The 23,947-nt window shown below is 47.0% G+C and carries 35 protein-coding genes; all 35 read right to left on the reverse strand.

Annotation, left to right across the window (positions count from 1 at the left end; all coding sequences use genetic code 11):
• Positions 1–123: 123 nt before the first annotated feature.
• The 35 genes from FYJ60_RS02090 to FYJ60_RS02255 all read right to left on the reverse strand — a co-directional run bounded on the left by FYJ60_RS02090 (position 124) and on the right by FYJ60_RS02255 (position 23,945).
• Positions 124–894 (reverse strand): hypothetical protein, encoded by a 771-nt coding sequence (locus FYJ60_RS02090; RefSeq protein ID WP_154456918.1) that lies wholly within the window; start codon positions 892–894, stop codon positions 124–126.
• On the reverse strand, positions 895–1,878 hold the full coding sequence (locus FYJ60_RS02095) for a Gp37-like protein (protein WP_154456919.1): 984 nt from the start codon (positions 1,876–1,878) through the stop codon (positions 895–897). It lies immediately after the preceding gene.
• Entirely contained in the window at positions 1,869–2,708 is an 840-nt protein-coding gene (locus FYJ60_RS02100; protein ID WP_154456920.1) for a hypothetical protein, read from the reverse strand. Before FYJ60_RS02100 ends, FYJ60_RS02095 begins: the two co-directional genes overlap by 10 nt.
• A complete protein-coding gene (locus tag FYJ60_RS02105) occupies positions 2,705–6,901 on the reverse strand; it encodes a phage tail tape measure protein (RefSeq protein ID WP_205838923.1) in 4,197 nt (1,398 codons plus the stop codon). Before FYJ60_RS02105 ends, FYJ60_RS02100 begins: the two co-directional genes overlap by 4 nt.
• Positions 6,902–7,131: 230 nt before the next feature.
• The gene (locus FYJ60_RS02110; RefSeq protein WP_154456922.1) at positions 7,132–7,536 is read right to left on the reverse strand and encodes a hypothetical protein; all 405 of its coding nucleotides are present in this window, start codon (positions 7,534–7,536) and stop codon (positions 7,132–7,134) included.
• A 64-nt stretch (positions 7,537–7,600) separates the two neighbouring features.
• Positions 7,601–8,149 carry a major tail protein gene (locus FYJ60_RS02115; protein WP_154456923.1) on the reverse strand — a complete coding sequence of 183 codons (549 nt, stop codon included), beginning with the start codon at positions 8,147–8,149 and terminating at the stop codon, positions 7,601–7,603.
• 3 nt (positions 8,150–8,152) lie between these two features.
• Positions 8,153–8,497 carry a phage tail protein gene (locus tag FYJ60_RS02120; RefSeq protein ID WP_154456924.1) on the reverse strand — a complete coding sequence of 115 codons (345 nt, stop codon included), beginning with the start codon at positions 8,495–8,497 and terminating at the stop codon, positions 8,153–8,155.
• Complete coding sequence (locus FYJ60_RS02125; protein WP_154456925.1) at positions 8,494–8,901, reverse strand: HK97-gp10 family putative phage morphogenesis protein; 408 nt, start codon at positions 8,899–8,901, stop codon at positions 8,494–8,496. The genes FYJ60_RS02120 and FYJ60_RS02125 overlap by 4 nt, the downstream gene beginning before the upstream one ends.
• Positions 8,888–9,211 carry a hypothetical protein gene (locus FYJ60_RS02130; protein ID WP_154456926.1) on the reverse strand — a complete coding sequence of 108 codons (324 nt, stop codon included), beginning with the start codon at positions 9,209–9,211 and terminating at the stop codon, positions 8,888–8,890. Before FYJ60_RS02130 ends, FYJ60_RS02125 begins: the two co-directional genes overlap by 14 nt.
• Position 9,212: 1 nt before the next feature.
• Positions 9,213–9,503, reverse strand: a complete 291-nt coding sequence (locus FYJ60_RS02135; protein ID WP_154456927.1) for a phage head-tail connector protein — start codon at positions 9,501–9,503, stop codon at positions 9,213–9,215.
• A 1-nt stretch (position 9,504) separates the two neighbouring features.
• On the reverse strand, positions 9,505–9,633 hold the full coding sequence (locus FYJ60_RS12710) for a hypothetical protein (RefSeq protein WP_272818865.1): 129 nt from the start codon (positions 9,631–9,633) through the stop codon (positions 9,505–9,507).
• 38 nt (positions 9,634–9,671) lie between these two features.
• Positions 9,672–10,814: a phage major capsid protein gene (locus FYJ60_RS02140; protein WP_154456928.1), complete on the reverse strand. Its 1,143-nt coding sequence runs from the start codon at positions 10,812–10,814 to the stop codon at positions 9,672–9,674.
• A gap of 26 nt (positions 10,815–10,840) precedes the next feature.
• Positions 10,841–11,521, reverse strand: a complete 681-nt coding sequence (locus tag FYJ60_RS02145; protein WP_154456929.1) for a head maturation protease, ClpP-related — start codon at positions 11,519–11,521, stop codon at positions 10,841–10,843.
• Complete coding sequence (locus FYJ60_RS02150) at positions 11,508–12,782, reverse strand: phage portal protein (protein WP_154456930.1); 1,275 nt, start codon at positions 12,780–12,782, stop codon at positions 11,508–11,510. Before FYJ60_RS02150 ends, FYJ60_RS02145 begins: the two co-directional genes overlap by 14 nt.
• Positions 12,783–14,519 carry a terminase large subunit gene (locus tag FYJ60_RS02155; RefSeq protein ID WP_330579077.1) on the reverse strand — a complete coding sequence of 579 codons (1,737 nt, stop codon included), beginning with the start codon at positions 14,517–14,519 and terminating at the stop codon, positions 12,783–12,785. It abuts the gene before it with no gap.
• Positions 14,520–14,530: 11 nt separating this feature from the next.
• Positions 14,531–15,007 (reverse strand): phage terminase small subunit P27 family, encoded by a 477-nt coding sequence (locus FYJ60_RS02160; protein WP_154456932.1) that lies wholly within the window; start codon positions 15,005–15,007, stop codon positions 14,531–14,533.
• Between the two features lie 203 nt (positions 15,008–15,210).
• Positions 15,211–15,648 (reverse strand): HNH endonuclease, encoded by a 438-nt coding sequence (locus tag FYJ60_RS02165; RefSeq protein ID WP_154456933.1) that lies wholly within the window; start codon positions 15,646–15,648, stop codon positions 15,211–15,213.
• A gap of 30 nt (positions 15,649–15,678) precedes the next feature.
• Complete coding sequence (locus tag FYJ60_RS02170; protein ID WP_235903297.1) at positions 15,679–16,122, reverse strand: restriction endonuclease subunit S domain-containing protein; 444 nt, start codon at positions 16,120–16,122, stop codon at positions 15,679–15,681.
• Entirely contained in the window at positions 16,082–17,356 is a 1,275-nt protein-coding gene (locus tag FYJ60_RS02175; RefSeq protein ID WP_235903287.1) for an N-6 DNA methylase, read from the reverse strand. The genes FYJ60_RS02170 and FYJ60_RS02175 overlap by 41 nt, the downstream gene beginning before the upstream one ends.
• Positions 17,357–17,515: 159 nt before the next feature.
• Positions 17,516–17,932, reverse strand: coding sequence for a hypothetical protein (locus tag FYJ60_RS02180; protein ID WP_154456934.1), 417 nt, complete (start codon positions 17,930–17,932; stop codon positions 17,516–17,518).
• Positions 17,933–18,036: 104 nt separating this feature from the next.
• The gene (locus FYJ60_RS02185; RefSeq protein ID WP_154456935.1) at positions 18,037–18,354 is read right to left on the reverse strand and encodes a hypothetical protein; all 318 of its coding nucleotides are present in this window, start codon (positions 18,352–18,354) and stop codon (positions 18,037–18,039) included.
• Positions 18,355–18,451: 97 nt separating this feature from the next.
• The gene (locus FYJ60_RS02190) at positions 18,452–18,811 is read right to left on the reverse strand and encodes a hypothetical protein (RefSeq protein ID WP_154456936.1); all 360 of its coding nucleotides are present in this window, start codon (positions 18,809–18,811) and stop codon (positions 18,452–18,454) included.
• Positions 18,808–19,182 (reverse strand): DUF551 domain-containing protein, encoded by a 375-nt coding sequence (locus FYJ60_RS02195; RefSeq protein ID WP_205838924.1) that lies wholly within the window; start codon positions 19,180–19,182, stop codon positions 18,808–18,810. The genes FYJ60_RS02190 and FYJ60_RS02195 overlap by 4 nt, the downstream gene beginning before the upstream one ends.
• A complete protein-coding gene (locus FYJ60_RS02200) occupies positions 19,179–19,385 on the reverse strand; it encodes a Lar family restriction alleviation protein (protein WP_205838925.1) in 207 nt (68 codons plus the stop codon). The genes FYJ60_RS02195 and FYJ60_RS02200 overlap by 4 nt, the downstream gene beginning before the upstream one ends.
• Positions 19,382–19,642 carry a DUF551 domain-containing protein gene (locus FYJ60_RS02205; protein ID WP_154456939.1) on the reverse strand — a complete coding sequence of 87 codons (261 nt, stop codon included), beginning with the start codon at positions 19,640–19,642 and terminating at the stop codon, positions 19,382–19,384. Before FYJ60_RS02205 ends, FYJ60_RS02200 begins: the two co-directional genes overlap by 4 nt.
• A 19-nt stretch (positions 19,643–19,661) precedes the next feature.
• On the reverse strand, positions 19,662–20,048 hold the full coding sequence (locus FYJ60_RS02210) for a hypothetical protein (RefSeq protein ID WP_154456940.1): 387 nt from the start codon (positions 20,046–20,048) through the stop codon (positions 19,662–19,664).
• Positions 20,036–20,278 (reverse strand): hypothetical protein, encoded by a 243-nt coding sequence (locus FYJ60_RS02215; protein ID WP_154456941.1) that lies wholly within the window; start codon positions 20,276–20,278, stop codon positions 20,036–20,038. The genes FYJ60_RS02210 and FYJ60_RS02215 overlap by 13 nt, the downstream gene beginning before the upstream one ends.
• Complete coding sequence (locus FYJ60_RS02220; protein ID WP_154456942.1) at positions 20,265–20,453, reverse strand: hypothetical protein; 189 nt, start codon at positions 20,451–20,453, stop codon at positions 20,265–20,267. Before FYJ60_RS02220 ends, FYJ60_RS02215 begins: the two co-directional genes overlap by 14 nt.
• Before the next feature lie 9 nt (positions 20,454–20,462).
• The gene (locus FYJ60_RS02225) at positions 20,463–20,651 is read right to left on the reverse strand and encodes a phage terminase large subunit family protein (RefSeq protein ID WP_154456943.1); all 189 of its coding nucleotides are present in this window, start codon (positions 20,649–20,651) and stop codon (positions 20,463–20,465) included.
• A 10-nt stretch (positions 20,652–20,661) separates the two neighbouring features.
• Complete coding sequence (locus FYJ60_RS02230) at positions 20,662–20,826, reverse strand: hypothetical protein (protein WP_154456944.1); 165 nt, start codon at positions 20,824–20,826, stop codon at positions 20,662–20,664.
• A gap of 402 nt (positions 20,827–21,228) precedes the next feature.
• On the reverse strand, positions 21,229–21,513 hold the full coding sequence (locus tag FYJ60_RS02235; RefSeq protein WP_154456945.1) for a hypothetical protein: 285 nt from the start codon (positions 21,511–21,513) through the stop codon (positions 21,229–21,231).
• Positions 21,514–21,795: 282 nt separating this feature from the next.
• Positions 21,796–22,137: a hypothetical protein gene (locus FYJ60_RS02240; protein WP_154456946.1), complete on the reverse strand. Its 342-nt coding sequence runs from the start codon at positions 22,135–22,137 to the stop codon at positions 21,796–21,798.
• Positions 22,134–22,586, reverse strand: a complete 453-nt coding sequence (locus tag FYJ60_RS02245) for a hypothetical protein (RefSeq protein WP_154456947.1) — start codon at positions 22,584–22,586, stop codon at positions 22,134–22,136. Before FYJ60_RS02245 ends, FYJ60_RS02240 begins: the two co-directional genes overlap by 4 nt.
• Positions 22,576–22,809 (reverse strand): hypothetical protein, encoded by a 234-nt coding sequence (locus FYJ60_RS02250; RefSeq protein WP_154456948.1) that lies wholly within the window; start codon positions 22,807–22,809, stop codon positions 22,576–22,578. The genes FYJ60_RS02245 and FYJ60_RS02250 overlap by 11 nt, the downstream gene beginning before the upstream one ends.
• Positions 22,809–23,945: a hypothetical protein gene (locus FYJ60_RS02255; RefSeq protein ID WP_154456949.1), complete on the reverse strand. Its 1,137-nt coding sequence runs from the start codon at positions 23,943–23,945 to the stop codon at positions 22,809–22,811. Before FYJ60_RS02255 ends, FYJ60_RS02250 begins: the two co-directional genes overlap by 1 nt.
• Positions 23,946–23,947: the final 2 nt, after the last annotated feature.

The following is a 23,947-nucleotide window of genomic DNA, read 5'->3' on the forward strand; positions in this document are numbered from 1 at the left end:
AATTACGCTGCAAATGTTTGCGTATGGCACATTGGCGGGCAACTCAAACGTATTTTGGCCTTTAACCACAAGACGTTGTCCATAGTTTTTATAAATAATCCCTATCCCATTGAGATCGGTATTTTACGATTTACTTTGAAGCACAAACCTAAATTTTACTTTTCCATTATTTGAATTAGAGTTTGTGGTCATTATCAAATAATCATCATTCAGATTTACAGACCTGATTACTCCAACGCCGGAGGATGAAACTACGTTATAGCTGATAATTTTTTTAGAAATAATTGAGGTTGGAATGTGTACGTAATATAAAAATTCACCATAATAATTACTATTATCAGCTGAACCAATTGAAAATTCCTGTGTAACGATCTCGGTATTTAATTTATTTACAGCCGTCTGTAATTCCGCCATTGTCTGCAATTTCGTGAACATTCTGTCAACACTGGACACATTGATTCCATTATATGTAACCTTATACAGGGGAAAGTCCACAGTATTCTTCCCTTTCAGGATCTCACCGGAATTATATGCTGGCACAGCTGGCGTACTGGAAGATTCTGTCCCCTTGATTACAACCAGGGAAACATTTTCTATTCCCGTTGATGAATCCTTGGTGTATCTGGCCACAACCAGATCAATGCGTTTCATTCCGGATGTTCCGTTCTGCAGCTTCGCCGCATCCACCTCGCCGGGTTCAATCCGGAAATGGACGCCTTGCATCACGCCTTCTCCGTCTGCTATGTCCAGTTCATTGGCATTTACTAGGGTAGCCGCAAACTGCTGCCCTACGCTGGTCACATAGGAATCCGTCCCGAAAATCCCCTGGTTTCTTCCCTGATCATCATTACTGGTGATATGTGCCTTCCCCTGATATCCTGTTACGATCTTCATTTATTTTTCTCCTTCCAGTTGATATTCAATGCTTACCTGTCCGCTTTCTGATTTTAAAATCTTATGTGCGATTGGCTGTGAAACAATAATTCCTGTGATGTAGTCCTGACCTGATATGATGTCACCAATGTCTACATTCAGATCATCCACATCATTCATGGACACCTTAAATGTTGACCGGCTGATCTCCTGCTGCAGATGCTCTGTCCCATTCTTTATCAGATCGTCCTCGTTTGCATTGTTGAAATCATAAACCTCTGTTCGCTCATCCAGCCCGAAAAATGTCTGCGTCTGGGAAATATTTCCACTTGCATCTGCATACAGGTTTACAACAATCCGGTCTTTTAGCTCTCCGGATCCCAGGCAGATCAAATGGTTTATTCCATTCTGTTTTTTATCGGATATAAAATTCATCCTGCTATCCTGAGATATGCTAATGTCATCGGCATAATTCTGCTGTGGTTCCGCTGCCAGTTCTACATATCCGCCTGTATCTGTCTGGATATACCGGATTACCAGTTTATAACCTGCAGACTCACACATTTTAGTTATCCCGTCTACCAGCGTGCAGTATCGGTCAAACTGATAATTGGTTATGCTGACTGTCGTTTTATCCGATGCCTGGAACAGCGCGCCGAATCTTCCGCTGATCAGCGTGGCAATGCAGCTGTTCAGGTCTCCGGATATTGTGTAATAGTCCTGTCCGGAAGGCGGGACTATGATTTTCTTCTGCAGCAGCCCCCTCCAGGTGTAGCCACGCACATAGATCACGGATTCATCGGTATTACTCTCAATATCCCCGATCAGCCCGCCGTATTCTGTTCCGGGTACATACATCCTCTTTCCGTTGGAATAATCATATTCTGACCAGTCTGCAACGCTGACGGTCATTTCAAAATCATTCGTGTCCCCGATGTCTATGTCTATGTCATTACTGACATATCCTTCCTCCCGGCCGTCTGCCGTTGCCAGAATCAGCTCCATGCAGGCTCACTCCTTTCATACATCAGGATGATATCCAGGGCGAAAGCACCTGACCATACAACAGACATTTTCCCAGGCTTTATCTTCTCAAAAACACTTTCCCGTTTATACCTATTGTTGAATTCATTAATCTTTGTCCCGTACATCAGAACCCGCTGGATGGTATGGTTTTTACTGTCGATCACCAGATATTCATTTTCTCCCACTGTCGTGTTTACCTGGTAGGTGTGCCCGCCGATCTGGATCATTGGATTGCTGCATTTCCCATATATGATCATTTTGAAATTCACTGGATTCTGTGAATCATTGATCAGGTATTTTGCGATAGAATTATTCGACGTAAATTCATACGGGAAATCCATTTTGTAATCCAGGTAATCCGACTGTACGCTGGATCCGGATAGTATTTCATATCTCCAGTCCTGCTCTTTTATCCAAAACGGATAGGGGCAGTAAATCAGGATGTCGTTGTCCGTCCATCGGTCTATATTTTCGTCTGGATAGGTAGACGATGATGTAATATAACAGTTGATATAATAATCGCCCCAGATGATCACACCTGGGGTCATATTAGTAATATCGCTGTCAAAATCATCATGCAGTTTTTCCCGCAGTTCTTTATCCTGCTCCTGGAAAACCAGCGTCGTTTCATACGATACCGGTTCTTTTGTGAATCCGTTGATTTTACTGCCTAATGTCAGTGTTTTTTCTATGGCTTTCCATTCATATTTATGGAAATTTCCCTTTTTAATCCTCAGTTTTCGTTTTGCCTGCAAATTATATTCATTTCCGGATGATGCCCGGTATATCACGTTTACGATATGGGTCATTGATATGCAACCCCCATTCCCTTTAATGCCCGGTTCAACTGTCGGCCATTCAGGACAGTTTTGCTGGATGATGCCCCATCAGCGGTTCCTGCCTTGCAAGCCTCATAAATCTGCTCCGGGGTAATGGTCTTCTGCGCGGCTAACATCGATGCAATTTTTCTCAGCAGTGCGGAATCACTATTTCCTCCCTGCTCTATACTTCCATGCGCCGTGAATGCCGCTGCCCTCGCCATGCTATATGCGGCACTTTCTATTTTGGGTACCCCCGCCAGCATTCCGGATGCAAAATTCTCGGCCATCTCATAGCCCCATTTATCATCACCTTTTAGTGGTCCTTCATCTGGTGTCGAATGATGGATTTTCTTCGCTGCCGCATTGGCTACCGCATTGGCTGCGTTTGAAACTGCCCCTACGGTTGCGGATAATCCCCTGGCAAACTGATTTCCCATGTCAGCGCCCCAATTATATGCCTCGTTGTGTTTGTTCAGGTTCGCAACCGCTGCTGCAGCAATGCTCTGCGCCGCACTTCCGGCTGATCCGCGTGTGGATGTGATTCCGCGATAATAGTCCATGCCCAGCGACCACCCGGCTGTGGATCCGCCGCTGGTGTTCAATCCTTCCAGCGCTGATTTGGCAACGCTCTGCGCCGCTGCCCGTGAGTTGGAAGATGTCTGCCCCAGCCTGTTGCTGTACTGCGTCCCGGTTTCCTTTCCATAATTCCCCGCCTTGTTTGACGTGTCCTTGAAGGTATCCGAAACCGTGTTCTGGATATTCTTAGACCCCTGCGCCGCATTCGCGTTAGCGCTGGACATTCCGGATTGTGTGTCAGATGCAATCGCATTCATGGAACCGTCTACTGTGGTCTGCATGTCTGTCAGGTGTGTGGCCATGTTCTGCTGCGCGCTGTCCAGGTTCCCGAATGTCTGCATGATCTGATCAGCCGTAACGCTTCCATTCGCCAGCCCATCAACTAATGCCTGTACTTCCTGGATGCTTTTCTCGGAACCGTCCGCCATTCGGGATAGGAAAACATCAGAACCATTCATTCCGGCCAGCTGGTCAGACAGGCTCTGCAGGTTTGACGTGTACTGCGTATAGGCATCTGCCTGTCCCTGCATATTCGCCAGCATGGTAGATGCACTGACATCAGATTTCGTTGTCAGCTCGTCGAACATCCCGATCTGCCCCTGGATGGACTGCAGATTGGAATTATATGTTTTCACGTACTCGCTCTGCAGGTTCGCCTGGTCTTCCGTCATCAGCTGCACAGATTCTGCGGATGATGCTACCAGTTCGTCATTATCATCCAGCACCTGGCCGGTTGTATCTACATGGACCTGCTTTACCTCGCCTGTTGCATCTACAATGTACTGCGCGGATTCTGTCACGGTTTCCGCCGTTTCCTGCGCAGCCTCACCGGTCTGCTGAATAGACGATGTTACAGAATCCATGCTTACGCCATTGGCTTCTGCGGTCTCGTTAAGCAGATCCAGTTTTTTGTTCATTTCATCGGTGGAATTCTTCGCCGTCTCTGCCGCATCGTCGTAATCATCTGTTGCCTTTTTGGATTTACTAAGCGCATCGCTGTATTCCTGGTTCAGCTTAGCAGCGTCTTCCCATTTCCCGTTGACTTTTACCTGTCCGTCCCGTACTTCTTCGGAAAGAGAATTATATTCTTTCAGTTCACTATTAGTCAGGGTCTGCCCACTGTTCAGCTTATCCTGCAGCTGTGTCTGCCGCGCTATCTTGGTATTTGCATCCTCTATGATAGAGCCCAGATTTTCCGCCGTATCACTGGCTTCCTCCTGCACCTGTTTCGCATCCATCTGCGCCTGAATCTGCTTTTCCAGCGCATCTGTGGAAGAATTGACAATATCCTCATATGCCTTCTGGTACGCGGAGACCATTGCGGTCTGCTTTGCCTGCTCGACAAAATCGCTCATGGCCTGTGTGGACATGTTCAGCTTTCCGGTTGTATCGTCGATCGCGACGCCCATTTCCGGATACAGGGTGTTCAGGGTGGCCACGTCCCGCGCCATCTGCTGTTGTTCATCGCTGGTCAGGTTCTGCTTCTGGTTCAGCGCATCCAGATCATCAATAATGGTTCCGGCCATCTGCGCCGATGCCACAGCCCCGCTGATGCTCTGGTTTGCGATATTGAAGGATTCCGACACACTGCTGTTCATATCGTTGGCAGCGTCCTTCAAGGCAGCCGTGGATTCCTCTGACTTTGCCACGGCCTCGTCCAGCGAAGAAGTAAAATCATTAGTCGTATCATTGGCTGAACCTGTGGCAGTGGCATAGATAGTCAGTCCTGTTACCAGTCCGCCTATGGCCAGCGCAAGCAGTCCGACGGGGTTCGCATCCATTGCAATATTTAATCCGGTCTGCGCAACAGTTGCCGCCTCGGTCGCTGTTGTCTGGGCGGTTGTTGCCGCGGTTTCCGCTGCTGTTGCAATCGCCGTTGTTTCCTTCATGGTTTTCAGCACGCCATAGGTACGTGTTATTGACGCAATCACAGGGGCAACTTTTGCCGCTCCTGTAACTGCCAGACCGGTAACCCCGATTATGGCCTTAATCGGGGTCGGCATTTTTTCTAATTTTTTAACCGCATCGGATGAAACATCAGCCACCTTTTCGATTGCCGGCGTTAATGTTCCCAGTGCATCCTTCGTCAGATCGCTTCCGGCAATCTGTAGGGAATGCATTGCTATTTTTGCCTTATCCCACGGTTTTTCAGTTTCCTCAAACGTTCGTGATACACTATCTCCATAACCAGCAACAGATTTTGCGAGATTGCTGAAATCCAACGTCCCTGACTGCACAGCGCCATAGATCTGATCACCTGATTTTCCAAAGAGATCATATGCTGCTGTCAATCCATCTACAGAACTGGTACCATTTTTTATTGTATTCTGTAAATTAGATAGTGCCTCGTCGAGCGGAATTCCTTCACTGGTCGCATTTTTTAGGGCTTTTCTTAATCCCTGCATGACCGTTTCGGAATTTGCCCCGGACTTCTCCATCTGCCCCATGAATACCGTTGACTGCTCAATAGAAAGCCCCATTTCCTGGAAGGCTGTCCCGTTCTGCACTAGCCCTTCCGTGAGCGTATCTACGGAAGCCCCCGTATCCTGCCCTACCTTATTCAAAAGATCCAGTAAGTCTGATGCATTTTCAGCTGAGAGGCCGAATGCGGAAAGTGCCTTCTGGACGCTATCGATAGAGCCCGACACATCCGTACCGTTCAGCTCCGCATATTTTAGAAATTGTTCGGATAAATCCTGTAGCTGATCCCCCTGTAATCCGAATCGTGTATTCACCTCTCCGACAGCTGCACCGACATCATCCATTGAAACTGACATAGAGGAATACAGGTTATCGGCAATTCCTGCCATTTTCTGCATGGCTTCTCCGGTTGCTCCGGTTTTTGCCGTAATTGTGTTATAACCTTCCTCCAATTCTTGAGCCGCATCATAGGATTTTGATGCCAGTTCCGTCACTCCCTGGGAAACACGATCCAATGTATCCATAACAGCAGACCAGTTGAACATCTTGGATGTGGTTGTTCCGATTTCTTCTATTTTCGTTGTCGCCTGTGCGGTCTTTTTCCCGAATTCGTCAATGGATGTGGCGCACTTATCCGTGCTATGCTCCGCCTCCGCCATGTACTGGTCGTTTTCGTCCAGCGCCCGGTTGGCCTTAACAACTTCTGTCTCGGCTGTGTTCAGCTTAATCTGCCAGTCCTGTACCCGATTCCCGGCCTTTTCATAGGCCTTTTCTCCGTTGGTAACAGTCGCGGCCAGTTCATCCACCTTGGCCTGCTGCTTGTCCATCTCTTCCTGGGATGCCGTACCAGATACTTTCATGTCATCCAGCTTTTTCTGTGCCTCAGTCAGCTGGGTTTTATAATTTTCCAGCGTCTTTCCGACACGTTCATAATCAGATTGGGCATGCTCCAGCCCGGATGCAACGGCAGTCTGCTTTTCCTTGTACTTATCCAGGGATTTGGCCAGTACATCATGTTTCTGTTTTAATGTTGATAGGGAATTCGCCTGCCCGGATGTCTTTTCCTTGACCAGTTCCATCTCGGATCGCATTTCTTTCAGCGATTTATTACAATTAGAAACCGCTGATTTGAATTTTGCCTCACCATCCAGGGCAATGGTTGCCCCTATTTTTCTAGCTGCCATACACACCTCCATTGCGCGGGCGCAAATGGTTTATAAATCCAGGGAAGATGTTACAGGTTCCTGTTCCTCAAAAATCATCCGTTTAACTCTCATGTTCCATACCTTCCGGTATTGCCGGTATAGAACAGTCCATTTCCCATACGTCAGATGCCCGATCTCCCTCTCCCGCAGTCCAAATTGCAGTCCCAAATACAAAATCTCAGCAAAATCGAAGGTTAGCGGATCATCGGTTATTTCCTGCTGCTCTCCGTTTTCTTCGTCCTGCTGGTTTTCGATAAAAAACAGGATTGATACCCCTCGAATACAATTTGTGCCAACTCGGTGATGGTGTAATCCTCCTGCCGCATGATGTCTTTTTCGTCTGGTACCGGTTCTTCCGAACCAGCAATATCCAGTCCTTCCTGAATCATCCAGACAATCCCGCTGCATGTCATCCTGATGTCAGGAACCGTCCATCGGGTTTCCTTCTTGTCCAGTACCCCTTCTTTAAATACCGGAATCATGCCACGGATTCCGTACTCAAATTTCAGGACATCTTCATATTTCTGCTGTACCTTCTCGAGCACGCATATATCAAACTTATACGGGTACTCCGTCCCGTTTATTTTCAATTTCTGCAATTCTTTTTCAAACATTCTGGTCCCCTATAAAATTAGCGGGAGGAATCCCTCCCGCTGCCATATCGTTAATGATTTTATTTTAGCCTGATGTAACACCAAACTGCGTGTTAATCCAGCTCAGCGCATCCGCCTCTGTGTCGCAGATTTTATCTTTCTTCCAATCGCCTGTGCTGTCCGGTTTTACTGTCCCGCTCAGGGACGGGGTTTTGTATGAAATGGATCCGGATTTGGTGTCATACTCAGAATCCGGCTCCGAGAATTTGGTTCTGGGGAAAAAATTAGCAACAAATTTTCGTTTTCCATCCACCTTCTCTACACCGATGATCGCAAAACCTCCTTCTTTTGCCTCATCATTCACGTTATAGGTGGTTTCCTGCTCCGTAACCGTGTGCCCGAACATGCTCTGGTGGAACTCAATCGGGACAGTGGTTACTCCCAGATCAATGGTTGCGCTGGAAAACTCGGAATCGCTTTCATCCAGCGCATCATCCCCATACAGCTCTCCCTCTGCCTTGTTGATGGATACCTTTACGTTTACCGCCTTCCCCAGTGCGGCCGGCGCATCATATCCGCTCCCGGTCGATTTGAACGGGGCAAAAAACGGTTTTCTCAGTCCAATGTTCGCCATGATTTATTCCTCTCTTTCTTCGTCAATTTCGCATTCAAAAATTATGTGTCTGTAGCTATCTTCGCGGTTTACTGTGATTTCAGGGTACGTAAATCCCGCCTCAAACAATGCCTTCTGGATCTTCTTCTGCAGCTTTGTGGTCCCGATGGATATTTTTGAATATAAATGCACCTGGACAGACGCGGTATCCTCCTGCGGCGCATCGTCCGCGAATTCATCGCCGCCTTGATAGGCGTAGTTATACGCAATCCACTGTTTTGGCAATTCCTCATAGTGTGTTAACACATCCGGCTCATTTGGCAGCCCCAAAGAATCCGCAATCATTTTGATTTTTTCCAATGCCGTCATAGTTTCATTCCCTCTGTCTCCTCGTCAAATGCCTTCTGCATTGCTTCCAAAACAGCATTTTCGGATTCCTTAACTGCAGGGGTTAATGTCGGGGTCGCTGCCTGCTTGTATGTCCCAAACTCCAGATAGGCCATTTTCTCCATGTTCCGGACTCCCTTTTTGTCCTTCCCAGTAGGCCGCACTACCAGGTATTTTCCGTCTCCCTGTTTCTTTACGCCTGTACTTTTGATCGATGCTGCCATAGCCCCGGTTTTTACATGTGCGGCCGCGTGTGATTTAACGCTTCTCTCCAGGATTTGCTCCCCTGCCTTCAGCATTTTTTCTTCTACCTCGCCCCGATCCAGAAGATCCAGATTTTCCAGCAGATCATCAAACCCGCCCATATCCACATCAAATTTTGCCATCCTTGCTCCTCCGCTGGCAGGTCAGGTCAATGTACATCTTTTTGTCTCCCTTGAAGGTGCGCTGCACATCATACAATTCCCCGTCTGCCTCGTCTTTCAGGCATTTCTGCCCGGAATAACAGATGGCCGCTACACGGTATACAGCGTCTGCGATATACCCATCCTGTGCCGCAATGATCTCATCCGTCCGGGTGACATCCCTCCGGCTGGCAGGGATTCCGGAAATCCATGTGATATTTTCTGTTACATATCCTTCCGAATCGCGTACTAACTCCGTTTTTCCCTGTAGGGAAATTGTCCTGTCCCACATCTCAGCTCTCCAATGACAACTTAAACACTTTCTTCCTGTACATTCTCATGTACAGGTCAGTATCGCTCCTGTCCTGCCCGTGATGGGCAAGGACATACAGGCTGATGGCCGTAACAACCCGTGGATCCGGGTTTTCATCTTCCACCGATTCCGGAAGAATGGACACCGGAAGCCCGCTGGACTGCAGGTCAATCATGCAGTCCTTAATCAGCGGTTTTATTTCCGTCTCATCATAGGCCGTAATGGATTCCGGAATCCCGCAGCGCATTTTTACCAGTGTTAGTAAATTCATCTCACGCCTCCTGTGCCAGAATTTCCGCTATGATGTCAGCCTTCTTTGTTTTTGTTATCGTCCAGCCTTTTTCCGCCGCCACCGCCTTGATCTGGCTGATCGTCAGGGCGGATAGTTCCGACTCCGACAATGTACCGTCAGAGTCGGTGTCAGCTTCAGCGGCGGATATTATTCCCCCGTGACAGAGATATATCCGTTTACGATGGCCTTGTCGTCCAGAACCTCGCAGTCCAGCCTGTCAATGGCACGGAACAGGGTCATGTCCTGTTCAAATGCGTTGAAATCTGTGACAGCTGCCTCGTTAGAAACAGCAATGCTCATCTGCTGGCGGTCAAAAATTCTGACATAATCCGTAAGGGAACCGATCTTAAACGGGATTTTCTTCGCGGTATCCGCTGCCGTGCTGGCAAGAACCTCATTCGGAATTACCACAACCGGAATATTTCCGGTTCCTACTGCCAGAACATTTTTAATCGGATCCGCCGCATTCGCATTCGCGGAAAGCAGGTATTTTCCGGAACTGTCTTTCAGGGTGTCCAGATACTGCAGGCCATCGTCATTGGTCACGATTTTGATCAGCCCGGCGAATTTGGAACCCAGCGTCACATTGACAGCCTTTTTGATTCCGTCCAGATTTTTCAGGTCAACCTCTGCCGCCTTCGCAATTTCCGCCAGGATGAGGGAGTTTCTTGTTGCCAGGTCTTCATCTGCCAGCCACTGTGTCAGCATGGATGTTATCGCCTGATCGGAATCGGCCAGTAACTCATTCGTAACCGGCAGATAGCCTGCATATTTGTCAATGGTGTAATTCACAACACCGAACTGCGGACCGTCTTTCTTCCCGATCTTTCCACCTTCTCCCACCTTTACGAAACCAGTGTGCTGCGCACGGGTTTTGTAGGTTCTGCGTCCAGAAGATGTGGTGACGATTTCCTTGGACACCAGTGATGCAAGGGAAAAACTCGCCTCTCGGAGGGTGTTCACCTGTGTCTGGATGTCCTGCGGAACTGTATAACCGCCATCTGCTCCGGTTCCCTCGTTGTTGTAGTTGCGGAATCCGTGGCGCGCGGCGTCGGCAAAGTCCTTCACAGGGTCTTTTCCCTGCGTATTTGCGCCCGGTACCGGCGTTGCATGGTTCACGATCGGATCCTCATCCATATCCTTCAGGATGTCGAACGTCTCCTGCATCTTCACCAGTTCTTCTTTTTCCGCCTTTGCCTCTTCCAGCTTCCCCGCGTCAACCAGGGATTTTACCTTCTTCTTCTGCTCGTTGATGCTGTTCAGCATTTCCAGTAATTTTTTCTTGTTCATTTTCATACCTCCATTTTTGCTATCATTCAGATGCCAAACGCATCCAAATCACGTAAAATTGCATCCGCCTCTTCTTTTTTTGCGGCTTCTGCCTCCTTTTCGGCTTTTTCTTCCATAACCTTTTTGCGGATTTCGTCGGTCAGGCGGATTCCGCCCACCGCATTGATCATCGTTCCGGAAGGTTCTGCCGGACTTGAAATTTCATCAATAAATCCCATTTCCACACACTGGTTTGCGGTCAGCCACGTCTCGTTTTCCATCGCTTTCAGGATTTCTTCCTGTGACCGTCCGGTTTTTTCCTCATAGGCCGCTGCCAGCGCACTGTTGAATGTTTTCAGGACGTCAGACATTTTTTTCATATCGTGATAATCGCCCTGCCCGGATCCCTGCACATTGTGGATCATCAGCATGCCTACCGGCGAAATGTCCGAATGTCCGGCCATTGCTATGATGGATGCGGCAGAACAGGCCTGCCCTTCTACGTGGATCCGTGTCCGCGAATCATTCCGCAGCATAGAATAGATTTCCTGACCGGCACTGACATATCCGCCCGGACTGTTGATGTAGACATCAATGGTCTCGTCCGGTTTAGTCGCGTCAATCGTTGCCTTTACTGCTTTGGGATAGGTGCATTCCCATTTCAGCCAGTTATAAATCCATGCATCATCATTTGTGATGATATCGCCTTTTATATCAATCCTTGCCATTGTCTCCCTCCTTTCCGTACTGTTTTCCAACCTGGGTAATCGGTATATAGTTACCGTTGCACATCAGGATGTCCCCGCCTTCCTTGTCTGGAAGCTGTAGCATCCGTCTTCCCTCATTTGGCGTATATATGCCATTGTTTACATATCCGGTAACAATTTCCTCCTGTGTCTTCGCGTCTGTCCTCAAAAGCGCGTTTGTATTCAGGGCATAGAAAAAGCCTGCATCCTGTTCTTTGGGGAGCAGACCTTTGTAATTAATTTCCTCTTCATACATTTTTACGCGGGGCAACATCGTATTCACTAAAAACTGTATGTTCTGCGCCTCGGAGTTGCTGTATGATGCCTTTTCATAGTCATTCAGGAATGTGGGTGATATTCCGAATGCTGCGGCAATCTGAAGGGCAGTGTACTTTTTCAGTTCATAGAACTGTGAGTCTACAAAACTGGAATCCAGCTTTTGAAGCTGCATACCCTGCGGAATCGGGATAACCTTTCCGGCATTTTCCGGCTTTGTCAGCCGCTCCGCAAATTTCTGCTGCAATGCCCGGATCCGCGTTTCGTCCAAAACATCCGTATACTGCATCACCATAGATGCCGTCATGCCGTACTTGTACTTATTGGCAATAACTTTCTGGGACATCCCCAGGGAATCAATGGTATCCTTCAATATCACCTTAACAGGCTCCCCGGTATATCCTCCGTCCCTGGAATACCAGGTCTTGAAATGCCATACCTCCGAGCTGTCAAACAGCATCGTCTCCCCAGTCTTCGGATCCGTGTACTGGTAATGAATACCGTTCGGTTTCCCAAATACCCCTGCATTGTCAAACCATATGGTTACATCCTGCGGCCGCATAATCCACAGCCCCCGCCAGTGCCAGGTCCCGCCATAGTTTCCTTTCCGTTCCAGTCCTGACTGGACATAAACGAATGCATTCCCATATTCCTGGCACAGCTGTTCTGTGGTCTGCCAGAAACATGACGGCGTCATGTATGGGTTCGGGCGCAATGTCAGCAGCCGCGTCATTTCCGTCGGGTCTGCCCTGATCCTCCCGGAACTGGTATCCTGGTAATATTTCCAGGGCAATTTCCCCATTGTTTCGGAAAGCAATTTTATGCATGCGAAATAGGTGGCCTCCTGAATTGCTTCTGTCCGGTCTGAATCAATTCCCAGCCACTCCAGCAGCTTGGAATCGTTCAGCCCGACGGATTCCACATAATTTCTTATTCTTCGTCTTTTCCATCTGTCAATAATTCCCATTTACCAATCCTCTTCCAGAAAACGGTCTATATCGCTCAAAATGCTTTTCTGGTTATTCTGCTCTGTTATCCAATACATAGCCAGTTTGAATGCGCATAGAACCGCATCCACAGGGTCAATCCGCTGCCGGCTGGCATCTTTATCAATCTTGATCATCCCGTTGGCCGTTCGCGTGACCGCATTTGATATACAAAAATTTAGCAGCGCATCCGGAAGATACAGCACCTTCCCGGAATATACTGCTTCACGGAATCCCAGTGTTGCCTCATTCAGGCTCCGCTGGGACTGGTATACCTCCTTCAGGTCGTATCCTTCCGCTGCCATATCCATTGCGAACTTAGATGCTCCGGAAGGGTCATAGCAGACAGATACAATATCCCACCTATTTTCCTTTGCGGTCGTTTTGATGTACTCCATGACAGCGGACTGGTCTACAATCGGCGTGTCTGTCACCGTGATCAGCCCTGCCCGCTCTGCTGCATCGTAGGGAAAATGATCCACTGCGATGTGCTCCATCAGCTTATCCCGGTTTGGGATAAAACTGTGTTCTGATACGATATAATTAACCTCTTCCCCGTTTTTGTATGGGAATACCCACGCCACGGATGTCAGGTCTGTTTTCTTTGATAAATCAACCCCGCAGTACACATCCATGCCAGTCAGGTCGATCGGCAGTTTTTTCACCTCGCATGCCTTCCATTTTGCCATATCCATATAGCCGTTATGCTTTGCTTGTACCCATACATCCCCCATCTTGGTCAGCCAGGCGGTCATCTTATCCGGAATCTGGCAGGCGATTTCATATTCCTGCCGGATTTTCTTTCTGCCTTCCGGATAGGTCATGCGGATAGGATTTGCTTTAATCCAAACCTCTTCCGGGATATGGTACGGGTCCGCATAATCTTCCGGATCCAGCTCCATGATGTCGATCAGATATTCATCATTCCAGACATCAATATTCGGGTTAATGACATTGGAGCAGTATGCATATTCCTGCTGGTAGCATGGCACGTTCAGGTCTTTTCCGGCGGTTGTAATAATTGTCAGCAGGGACTCCTTCGTGTTAGAACCCAATGCTAAATCATAGAAATCTGTGTTCTGGTGCTGGTGATACTCGTCCAGGATATACACAGCCCCGTTTGTTCCATCACCGCTCTTACCGTCATCCTTTGACAGCGGCTTCAGGAATGATCCGGATTTTATATGCACAATTTCATTCCGGTTGAACTTAAACCTTGTCTGCAGGATGGAACCGCGTGACATCAAACCGCACTCATCAAATACAATCTTTGACTGGTCTCTTTTTACTCCGGCAGTATACTCTTCGTATACCTCCCCATGCCGTGTGCTCTCCACGCTTAGTTCAAACAGGGCAATTCCTCCCAGTGTCTGGGATTTTGCGTTCTTTCTGGCCACCTCTTCAAATAGCTTTGTAAACCGCTTGCCTCCGGTTTTCCTGTTCCTCCATCCGTATAACTGGCAGATTACAAATTTCTGCCAAGTCGTTAGAATAATCGGTGTGCCAGCCAACACACCTTTGCTATGCTTAAACAGGGCGAACCAGTCAACAATCTCTTTTGCCTTCTGCTCATTCCATTCGTAGGGATATTCCGGATCCTCCGATTTTATACAATCGCTCAGTAACCGCTGGCATGCGTGCTTATGCTTTTCACAGGCAACAATTTCGCCTTTGATACAGTCCTCTGCGTACTTTTTTATTTCTTCTAGGATGGTCACATAAACATTCCTCAGATTGCTCCAAATTCCTGTTCAATCTTATCTTCCTTCTTGCTGGCTTTTTCTGCAGCCGCCTTCATCCGGCTGGATACGGAAATCCCGCACATATCCGAAAAACGACGTAGTTCCTGTGCATACTTAATCTGCAGATTGGATGCCGCAGAAAGAAATTGTATTCTTTCCGCTTCATCTTCGATCTTCTCTGCCTCTTTGATCTGTTCCGTATAATACCGGTACTGTGCATAGGCATTGCAGTATCCGGCTATATTTGCCAGATCCAGATTCCCGATAATATCAATACTCTTCAGCTGCGGGACAATCCGCTTCCACTCTTTTTTTGCATCATTATTCACCAGCCATACCGGCGGTTTGGTCAGTTCGTCCTTCCCGGTCTGTACGGATTTTTCCTCATACTCCAGCCGGATGATCTTCTCCCTGTTCAGGTTTCCTTTCTGGGATGACAGGGGTTTTCTAGCTCTACCTTTCATCCTGATTCCCCCTCTGTTTTTTTATCAGATTTCAGCGTTTTTTTATCTCAATTACGTACTTATTAAAAATGCTGTGCTGTTTTCTGATAATTTGGCCTATTTTTCTCGTTTTAGAAAATGTTCCATTTAGAAAATTGCGTACGATTCAGAGGGACGTGCGGTCTGGAAGTCAAAAACGCAAACTTTTTTGACGCCCCCTAGGGCTATTCCAATGCCTGTTGTCGGTATTGTTTCAACATTTCTGACAACTTTTTCTGCATTTCCCGCTTACCTACCCTCCTATACTCTCTCTCGATCTGACTGTGCGTCGAACTGCATACGCTCATCAGATTGCTGGTATCCAGTCTCCTGCCCCAGTCATCGCGCAGTGGGATGATGTGATGCACCGTATCCGCTGCCCGGATTTCACCAGTAGTCATGTACCTGTATACGTCAATCCCCTGGTCAAGGTTCAGTACAGCATTGCGCGTTGTTATCCATTCCGGTGAAGAATAGAACGCCGCTGCATCCTTATTCCTTCTGTTTGTATCATAGTCATGGTTCCGCTGCCGGGTGTCCTGTTTCCTTGCCGCTGCATGACAGCTGCAGGTCTGGTCAACTGGTATCCACTTGCCGCAATACTTACACTGCTTTGATATCATGGCTCTCCCCCACGAAAAAGGACAAAAGTTTTATACCATCATATTTTCCAAATACCACTTCTTTATCAGCTTTTCATTATTGATTTGGTTTTTAAGCATATCAATCATGTCCTGTACATCCTTGTAACATTTGGTGATATACTTTTGTGCATCCTTATCGTTATGCCAGTCTACTTCGAAATGTTTCAGCGTATCGGCCTGAAGGTTAATTGTTGTCCTGTATCTCCTGAGGAATTCCGGAAAGCCCCGCTCGACCGCGATCAAAAGATAATCTGTGTTGATATTGCCATTTGGTTCAATGGCAGCGTATCGTCCATCAATTGTTCCAGGCTTGTGTATCTGTCTGACCTCTTCATCCGTAGCACTCAGTTTTATATAGCATGTGCCAGCTTTATATATTTTACCGGCAACCGCTCTTTCAAGAGTACATATCTCATTGAGATTGATTCGTTTCGTATGAAAATCCATTTCCATAGTCAAACAGCGAAAGCTGCTGCATCTCCTTTTTATTCTCCTGCTTCAATATTTTCCGATGCTTTTCAATTATCTTCATGTCTTCCGGATCAGCCGTAAGTTTTCCAAGCATATCGAATAACTGAACCCGAGTTATTTGTTCTTTCTTCTCAATTTCCTCAAGTTCGTCCAGCAGTATGCCCATGTCAGGTAGCTTCTCAGGGACGAATGTATCTACATATCTGGGAATATTCAGGTTATAATCGTTTCCGGTTATTTCATTCAATGCAGCTACGTGACAATATCTCTCTTCATCCGTTCTGCTGTTGAATGCATTGATCACATGCCTGATGTGATCTTCCGTCATGTAGTTCGTTTTACCTCGTTTATTAAATTCCTTCGATGCATCGATGAATAGCGTTTCCTTTGATCCCTTTTGCAAAACCAGGATAAAAACCGGAATACTGGTATTCATAAACATATTGTCAGCGAGGCCAATGACAGCGTATATCAACTGCTTATCAACAAGATATTTTCTGATAACCGCCTCTTTTTGCCCCCTGAACAACACACCGTGCGGAAGAACGGCAATCAGTCTGCCTCCGTCTTCCATATGCCGCAACCCCTGAAGAACAAACCCATAATCCGCTTTGCTTTTGGGAACATGCATACCATAAAACTCATACGAATCAGTATCTGGGAAGTCCATACTGTAAGGCGGATTCATAATGACATTCTGAAATTTCCCGACAGGTTTACTTTCACATATCCGGACCCTTCCATCGTGTACTTCATAGCTTTTTGTTACCGTCCCACGCAGACAATCCGCTTCGTCTAGTATCTCATCTGTTCCATTCAATGCCGCATCAAGAAGATTGAAAGGTATTGTTCTCTCTGAAAACTCCTGCGCATGTACCGTATGCCCATGTCTTGCCGCAGCTTTCCCTAAGCTTCCCGTTCCCGCACACATATCCAGACAGCCACCAGAAACCATAAGGCGAGACACAATCTCACACACGCAGTCCGGCGTAAAATCCTGTTTCAGCTTCGCGCGGTCGCCGGCATCGCTCTGATAATAATCGCGTAAATCCGTATACCCGCTGCCACGTACAGAGTTTATATATTCAACAGCATTATCGGACAGCAGCGCGCACATAATCTTGTCTGGAAGCTGATAGCTTTCCTTTGCCCCAAATATTTCATTCAATGTCATTTGCGCACCAAAAAGACAGCCAATCAGGCTGCCATCAATCAATCATATTTAAATTGCAGGGTGCCAATTATGGGAGTCAATGGTTGTTATCATTGGAGGAACAAGCATGAAAGACTATGTGTAGCGGCACCCTGCGCAATCGTGAAACCCTTTGCCCCATCTTGCCATGCTATCAATATAGCGCATTTACATGTCCCCTGATTACGGCAGTTTGTGAGACAACATATAGTAAAATCTTCGCCGCCTGAGATAGTAGTAGTCCTTCCCGCACGGAATCGGTTTTTCCAATCCGGATAGATATTTGTATGTCACGCCTTCGGTTGTCACCGCCAGAAGTAACCACGGATAAATTTCCGGAGCCGCCGCCTTTACAGTATCCTCAACAGTCCGGATTTTGTCGTGCAGCTCGCTGCTGCGGATCGCCGCATTCTCTACACCATCCGGAACCGGACTGGTCTGAACCTTTTCTCTGCTGTTGTCTATCCCCTTTGATGTGTCTGTGGCATCCTCATATTTTTTAACCCATTCGCTGTATTGCAGGGCATAGTGATAGGCTGTATAGAATTCGTGCTTCGACAGTGTGTATTTTCCGTTCCATCCGGCTCTAACCTTTGGCATGATCTGTCCCCTTTGCAACCTTCTTCCAATATCCAAACCGGCATCCGCTCGACAGCTTCAATGGCGGCACCCAGATATATCCCTCTTTTCTCCGTCTTAATTTCTCAGTTACCCAATCTTCTTTTCTTTCTTCCATCTCCACTCCCCAGTGCAACCTGTATATCATGGCATTCCGGATACGGCCCGTGATCATTGATGCAATCCTCAAATGGGCATTGAAAGCAATCTGTTCTTTTACATGCATCGTCAATTTCTTCCCGCCGTATAATCTGCGAATATGTACGTGATACCTGGATCAATGCCTTTCCTCTCCAACCTCTGTTATACCTTCCACGTATTGTATCGGGATTTACGCCTGATATATCTGACCACTCTTTTAGCGTACGGCTTTTTCCGTTAATTTCTATTTTTAGTATATTCACTCCCTATCGTCTCCTCCCGTTCTATCCTTCGGTATTTCCGAATAGTTCAACCTGTCAGAATTCCCGACAAGTTCAACCTGTTAGAATATCCGACAAGTTAGTTTAATTTCGTGTCGGAATTTGAACTAATTCCATACGGTTCTACATCCTCCCGTGTTTCAGTTGTCATCGCATCCATTTTTGCGCCACATTCTATGCAAGACTTCCACCTCTTTTTTGCATACGGATACGATACTTCTTTTCCGCAGCGTGAACATATATAATGCATATTTCCGTTGTCGGCTCTGTGTTCTATCCAGTGTGCGTGTACTGTAGGATTGGTATCAATAGTCCTTGCATGTTCTATCATGTCTGCAAACTCTGAACCGGCATCATCACCAGTAAAAGCATCTGTCCAGTGATCTCTAATCCAATCTCCTAACGTTTTCTCCAATGCATCTGCATCAATCGGTCTCATTCGTCTCCCTCGCTTTCTGCCTTGTATGGCTCTGGTAACGGCATCCACGCATTGACAGTGTTGTTATATGCTCTCATTTTGTCGAGTGACGAATACCATTGGTTAATACTGTTGTCCATGTGAAACCGCCCTTGATGCACCCGGCCAGTTGTTGTGCTGAAAAGTATCGGCTGTTCATCTTCCGGGAGCCTCTCACTGCAAGGAATCCACCGCTGTTCTGGCTGTGCGGATGGCAACTGTTTAAGCATTTCATAAACATCTATTGCCTTGACCTTCAAGCACGGGTCACCGTCTATTTTATATGTGTCAATCATTCTAAGTTTGCTCAATCCATCCAGCGCCGCTGCCCGGCTGATAATATCGTCGCTCATTCTTCTGCCCTCCTGTTCCATGCATCCGTCATCTTCCCGATTGCAACCTCAAACTTCTCGCCACCCTTTACCTTGATGTGAGGAAACCTCACCACGATATGGCAGACCGGACATGTGATGCCGTCTGGTTCCATTTCGATGTTGTATACGATGTATTCTTTGCTTTCACCGCAGAATGGGCAAGGTTTTAATCCCTCTGTCATTCTTCCCGCCTTTCTTCCCTGTATGGTTCGGGTAATGGCATCCATGCGACAACCTTAAAATCAGGAAATGCATATTTCATGTTCCAGTCCCACTTGCCATCATACGTACAAGCTGTCACGGTCATTCTTTCGCCCTTGACCTCTACTGTAGCGAGAACATACTCTGACCTTTTTTCAGTCCCCAACTTCTTTAAAATTCCTGCGTCTTTTTCTTCTGGCAACCTCTCACTACAAGGAATCCATGTTTTATTGTTCATATTGTCTCCTTTACTTCCGTCAATCCTGCTGAAAAGTCATGTATGTAGGAACAGTTGCCTCGTTGCCTTCCATCTTCGCACCGCAATGTGGACAGTATTTCCAGCCGTTTTCTTTTGGTGTCCCGCTGATAATCATTTGTATTTCGCCGCAGGCAGAACATTTGTAAGTGTTACTTTCTTCTCCGGTTTCACTCTCACAGGGAATCCAGTGCGCATGTATTACTGGTTTCTCAATCCACGACAACGGGATTGACGGTTCGGGCTGTACGGTCGGCAACGAATTTAATAAATCTAACGCTTGATCGTAGTCAATGTATTCATTGCCGTTTGTGTATGTGACAGTTTCTGTGTCATAACACGTTCTAAGCGCATCAATCGCCGCTTGTCTGCTGATTAGATCATCCATTCGTCCTGTTCACCTCTCATCATGCTTTCTGCCATTGCCGCATAGTATTCATCTCGCTCTGCGTCTGCTTTTTCGATAAAGTGTCTATCAAGATAACACCCTACTGTTGTTCCGTCTTTATCTTCATACTGAAATGGGCTATCCCACCCATCTCCAAATATCGCACACGCCTCGCCACTATCGCTTTCATTGCTCCAGTAGTGGTATAGAGGACATCTAACACATTTCATCCTGTTCACCTCTCATATCTTCCCCGACCTTCTCGTAAAGTAGATGATTCGCAACAGCATTAACCGCCTCGTCTGTAGCATTGATTTTATCGTCTGCCATGATATTATTTTTAAGCTTTCTCGCTATATAAATATTTCCAAATATGCCGCATAAAATGTGCAAGTTCTTCATCATTCCATCCTCTCAATCATATTCATAATCACCCAATTCGATATCTTTTTTGCATTCCGGACAAATGCACCACCCTCCGTCTCCCCAGTAATCTGATTCAAAGTCAACCTGATCGAACGGGATTCTTACGTTTTCACCGCAGTGTGGGCACTCCACGTTAATATAGTCCGGTTTGCTTACAATGGTATAATCCGTCCTCATTTTTTATTCCTCACAATCTATTCAATGGACATCTGTCGCACTTCTCTCCAAACATCCTATCGTAATCTTCGCCACTGTCCTCTCGTGTATCGTAGATAGCCTGGTATTTACAGTAGTTGTCACATATCTCGATTTTCACTTCTTCGATGATTTCATTAACGCTTTTCTCGCCCATCTTCCCTCCCCCAGACCTCCGGGCAGCGGAATCCCTTTATCGTCATCCATCCCCCGGAGCATCTGTCTGTGTGCCGCTGCCCCGTCCGGCAATCAATATGTGCCATCACAATTTCGTTGCGTCCTGTTTTTATTTTTCCGTTTAACCTGTAGGGAACCGTCGGTTCCGTTGTTGTGGGCAGTATATAAACCATTTGGTTTATGTCAGTATGTAATGCCCAGTTCTTCCAGTTTGTATTTCTTTTCCGGTTCCATTCCGGAATACATTTTCCCTGAATCAAAACTAGGAAAGGAAAAATCCCCGTCATAAAATTTTATAAACAAAAATTCTTTGCTACAGGAGCCTTTATAAATACGTCCATCTCTAGATTTTATAACATAGTCCACTTTATCGCTGAGTGGTTTAAGCACCGCCTTGAGATATTCTCTCAACGTCATTAAGGATCTGTGGATTGTAAATGTCACTTATTCTTGTCGGTTCGTCATCTGCCCATTTAATTGATTCAAACATTCCACACCCCAAAATATAGCTAATGCAAAAATGGTCAATAGTTATGTTTACCCAAATATTTGTTCTCTTAATTGGCTTAGCCTGGTAGACATATAGTGATCCGCTTTTATCTCTTGCCATCCACTCGAATTTTTTATCTATGTTCCTTGCAATTGTTTTTTCGTCTTCGGTAAACATTACTTTTTTCTCCTCTTCAGTGCCTTTTCAACGGCTGCTGTTCCTGGATATTTTCTTTATCTTTCTTTTCCTTCCAGGTCTTGTATCTTTCACATGATGCATGGCATTTTTCCTGCCTGTCTTTGCAATTTATACAGGGTGCATTGGTTAACACAATCCCTCCTCCCGACTCCGGCAGTCCCTTTCCCGCTGCCGGAGTCCGCTTTTCTAGCTCCCCACCCAAGAGCATCAATGAGTTGCTTGCATGAAAAAGTGTTTCCTGTTTCTGGGCGGTTATATGGCTCAGTCCAGATAGTTCTTGCCGATCAGGCTCATAAACTCTTCTCTGGAATGCGTCATTTCATATTTTTCTTGTGCGTCGCGCTGTAAAATCCGCATATTCTCTGCGTTGTTATGCACAGCATCTTTCCCCTCCCTGTGGTGTTTCAGGCACAGGCGGACGGTTAAGCCCTGTTCCTCACTGATATGCCGGTTCGGACCATCGAAGATGTGATGCACCTCTGTGTATTTTCGGCTGTAATCCCCTTGCCGCATGCACAAGTAGCAGGTTCCCGCTGCCTGTGGGAAAATGCTCTTCCCGTGCTGCTTCCGTTTCTTCTTACGCTGTGGCTTCGGGTAGATCATGCTTCCGCCTCCTGTACCAATACCGTCTTGGCCTTGATCTTCAATTTTCCGGTAGCTGTCCGGCGGATCGAAAAGGCCACCCCGTCCTCGGTGATAATCTGCAGGCTTTGATAATCCTTGTTCTGGATATATTCTATCTGATCTTTCAGGATTCCGTTTACCGCTGCATTTGCGCAGCATTCATCAATCTTTTTTTCGGCAAATGTTTTCTGGTCCTGCTTAAACTGCCAGTCTTTTGCTGCCTCGCAGGTGCAGGCATCCGTGGCCAGCCTGTCCAGTTCCCTTTCATTCGCATCTGCGGGAGCCTTAACCATAATTGTCTGCCCGCAGAACATACAGGAACCTACCCTGTCCCGTAATGCTCCGCCCCACTCTTTTCCTCCCATACGCGCCGCATACTCTTCTGTTTTTTCGGTCAGCTCTTTTAATTCTTCTTTTTTACTTTCCATATTTTCCGTCCTCCACTGCATATTTATCCAGATCCGGCCATGTGAATGTTTCCACATACCCTTTTCTAGAAATAAATGCTGCAAAATGCCGGTATCTCTTGATCATCTGCATGACCACAATCTGTGTCCTTACATCTGTCTCCGGCTCTCCGCTTACATAGGCGGATGTCCTCCGGATTCTGTACCAGCTTCCGATCTTCATGTTTTCCCTGGCATTTACCATCAGACCTTCTCCCCCAATCTTTTTACAATTTTCTCTGCCGTAAACAGCGCAAGATTCCAGTGTCTATTCTCAACATGTTCTTTTAATCTTCCGATCAGGTTCTCCAGCTCATCTTCCCGGTCTACAACTTCTCCGGAAACCGGTTCTTTATCCAGTGTTTCCGCGGTTTTTTCCGGTTCCTCGGCCTCTGCCGCTTCGTTTTCTTCCGGTGGGTTCATGTTTTCTGCCAAATCTGGCTTCGTATCCAGTATTTCTGCGGGTTTTTCCACCTTTTGCGCGGGCGCAATTTCCTCTTTCTCCGCCGTTTCCGGGTCTTTTGGTTTTTCTTCCTCCTGTCCTTGTTCTTTCTCTTCCGGATCTGGTGTTTTATTCAGTCTTTCTGCGGATTTTCCCGATTTTTGCGCCGGCGCAACCTCTTCTTCCTCTTCCTCTTGGCCCTGTTCCGTGGATCCTGCATCTTTCTCCTTCCGGATCATCCCTATGAGTTCTTCTGTGTGTTCTTGTACCCATTCCGCTAGATTCCCCCAGGACAGGGACGTCGGCTCCGCCCCGAACCGCTTAATCTTGATGTCAGCGTCGTAGAAGGCCATGAAATACTTCCCCTTACGGTATACCCGACTACCAGAGGGATTCAGAGCCTCTTTCAGGCTCTTCTCTGTCGGCTCCGCGCTCTTCCAGTCTCCCACACAGCAGGAAAAGAATTCCAGGAGGAAGACATCCAGATCGGAGCTGCCTTCCTGCTCCTGTTTGTTGAAGTCTTTCAATTCCCGGATGGTGTCCCTTGGCGTTTCCGGGGTGATCATGGATAAATCTGAATCCGGAAGTGCCAGCATTTCCGACAATTTACTGCTTCCCAGCCCTGCATATTCCGGTGCCAGTTTTTCCGAATATCCGCCAATCGAATACCTCTTATTTATCGCCATAAACCTGCTGACTGTTGATGCAGACAGGCCGTATTCCTTCCTGGCGAATTCCGCCACAGAAGAATAACCGTCCCGCTCGTATAGCCTCTCATCTTCGATTCTCCGCAATGTGTACCCGATCCGGATGAATGACGCTGTTACACCAGTCAGATCGGCCTCCAGCTTCTTCTTCATCTCCAGCCAATCCGTTAATGTCATCTGAACGTATTCCATGC

Source organism: Bilifractor porci, from assembly GCF_009696005.1.
Classification (GTDB): Bacteria; Bacillota; Clostridia; order Lachnospirales; family Lachnospiraceae; genus Bilifractor; species Bilifractor porci.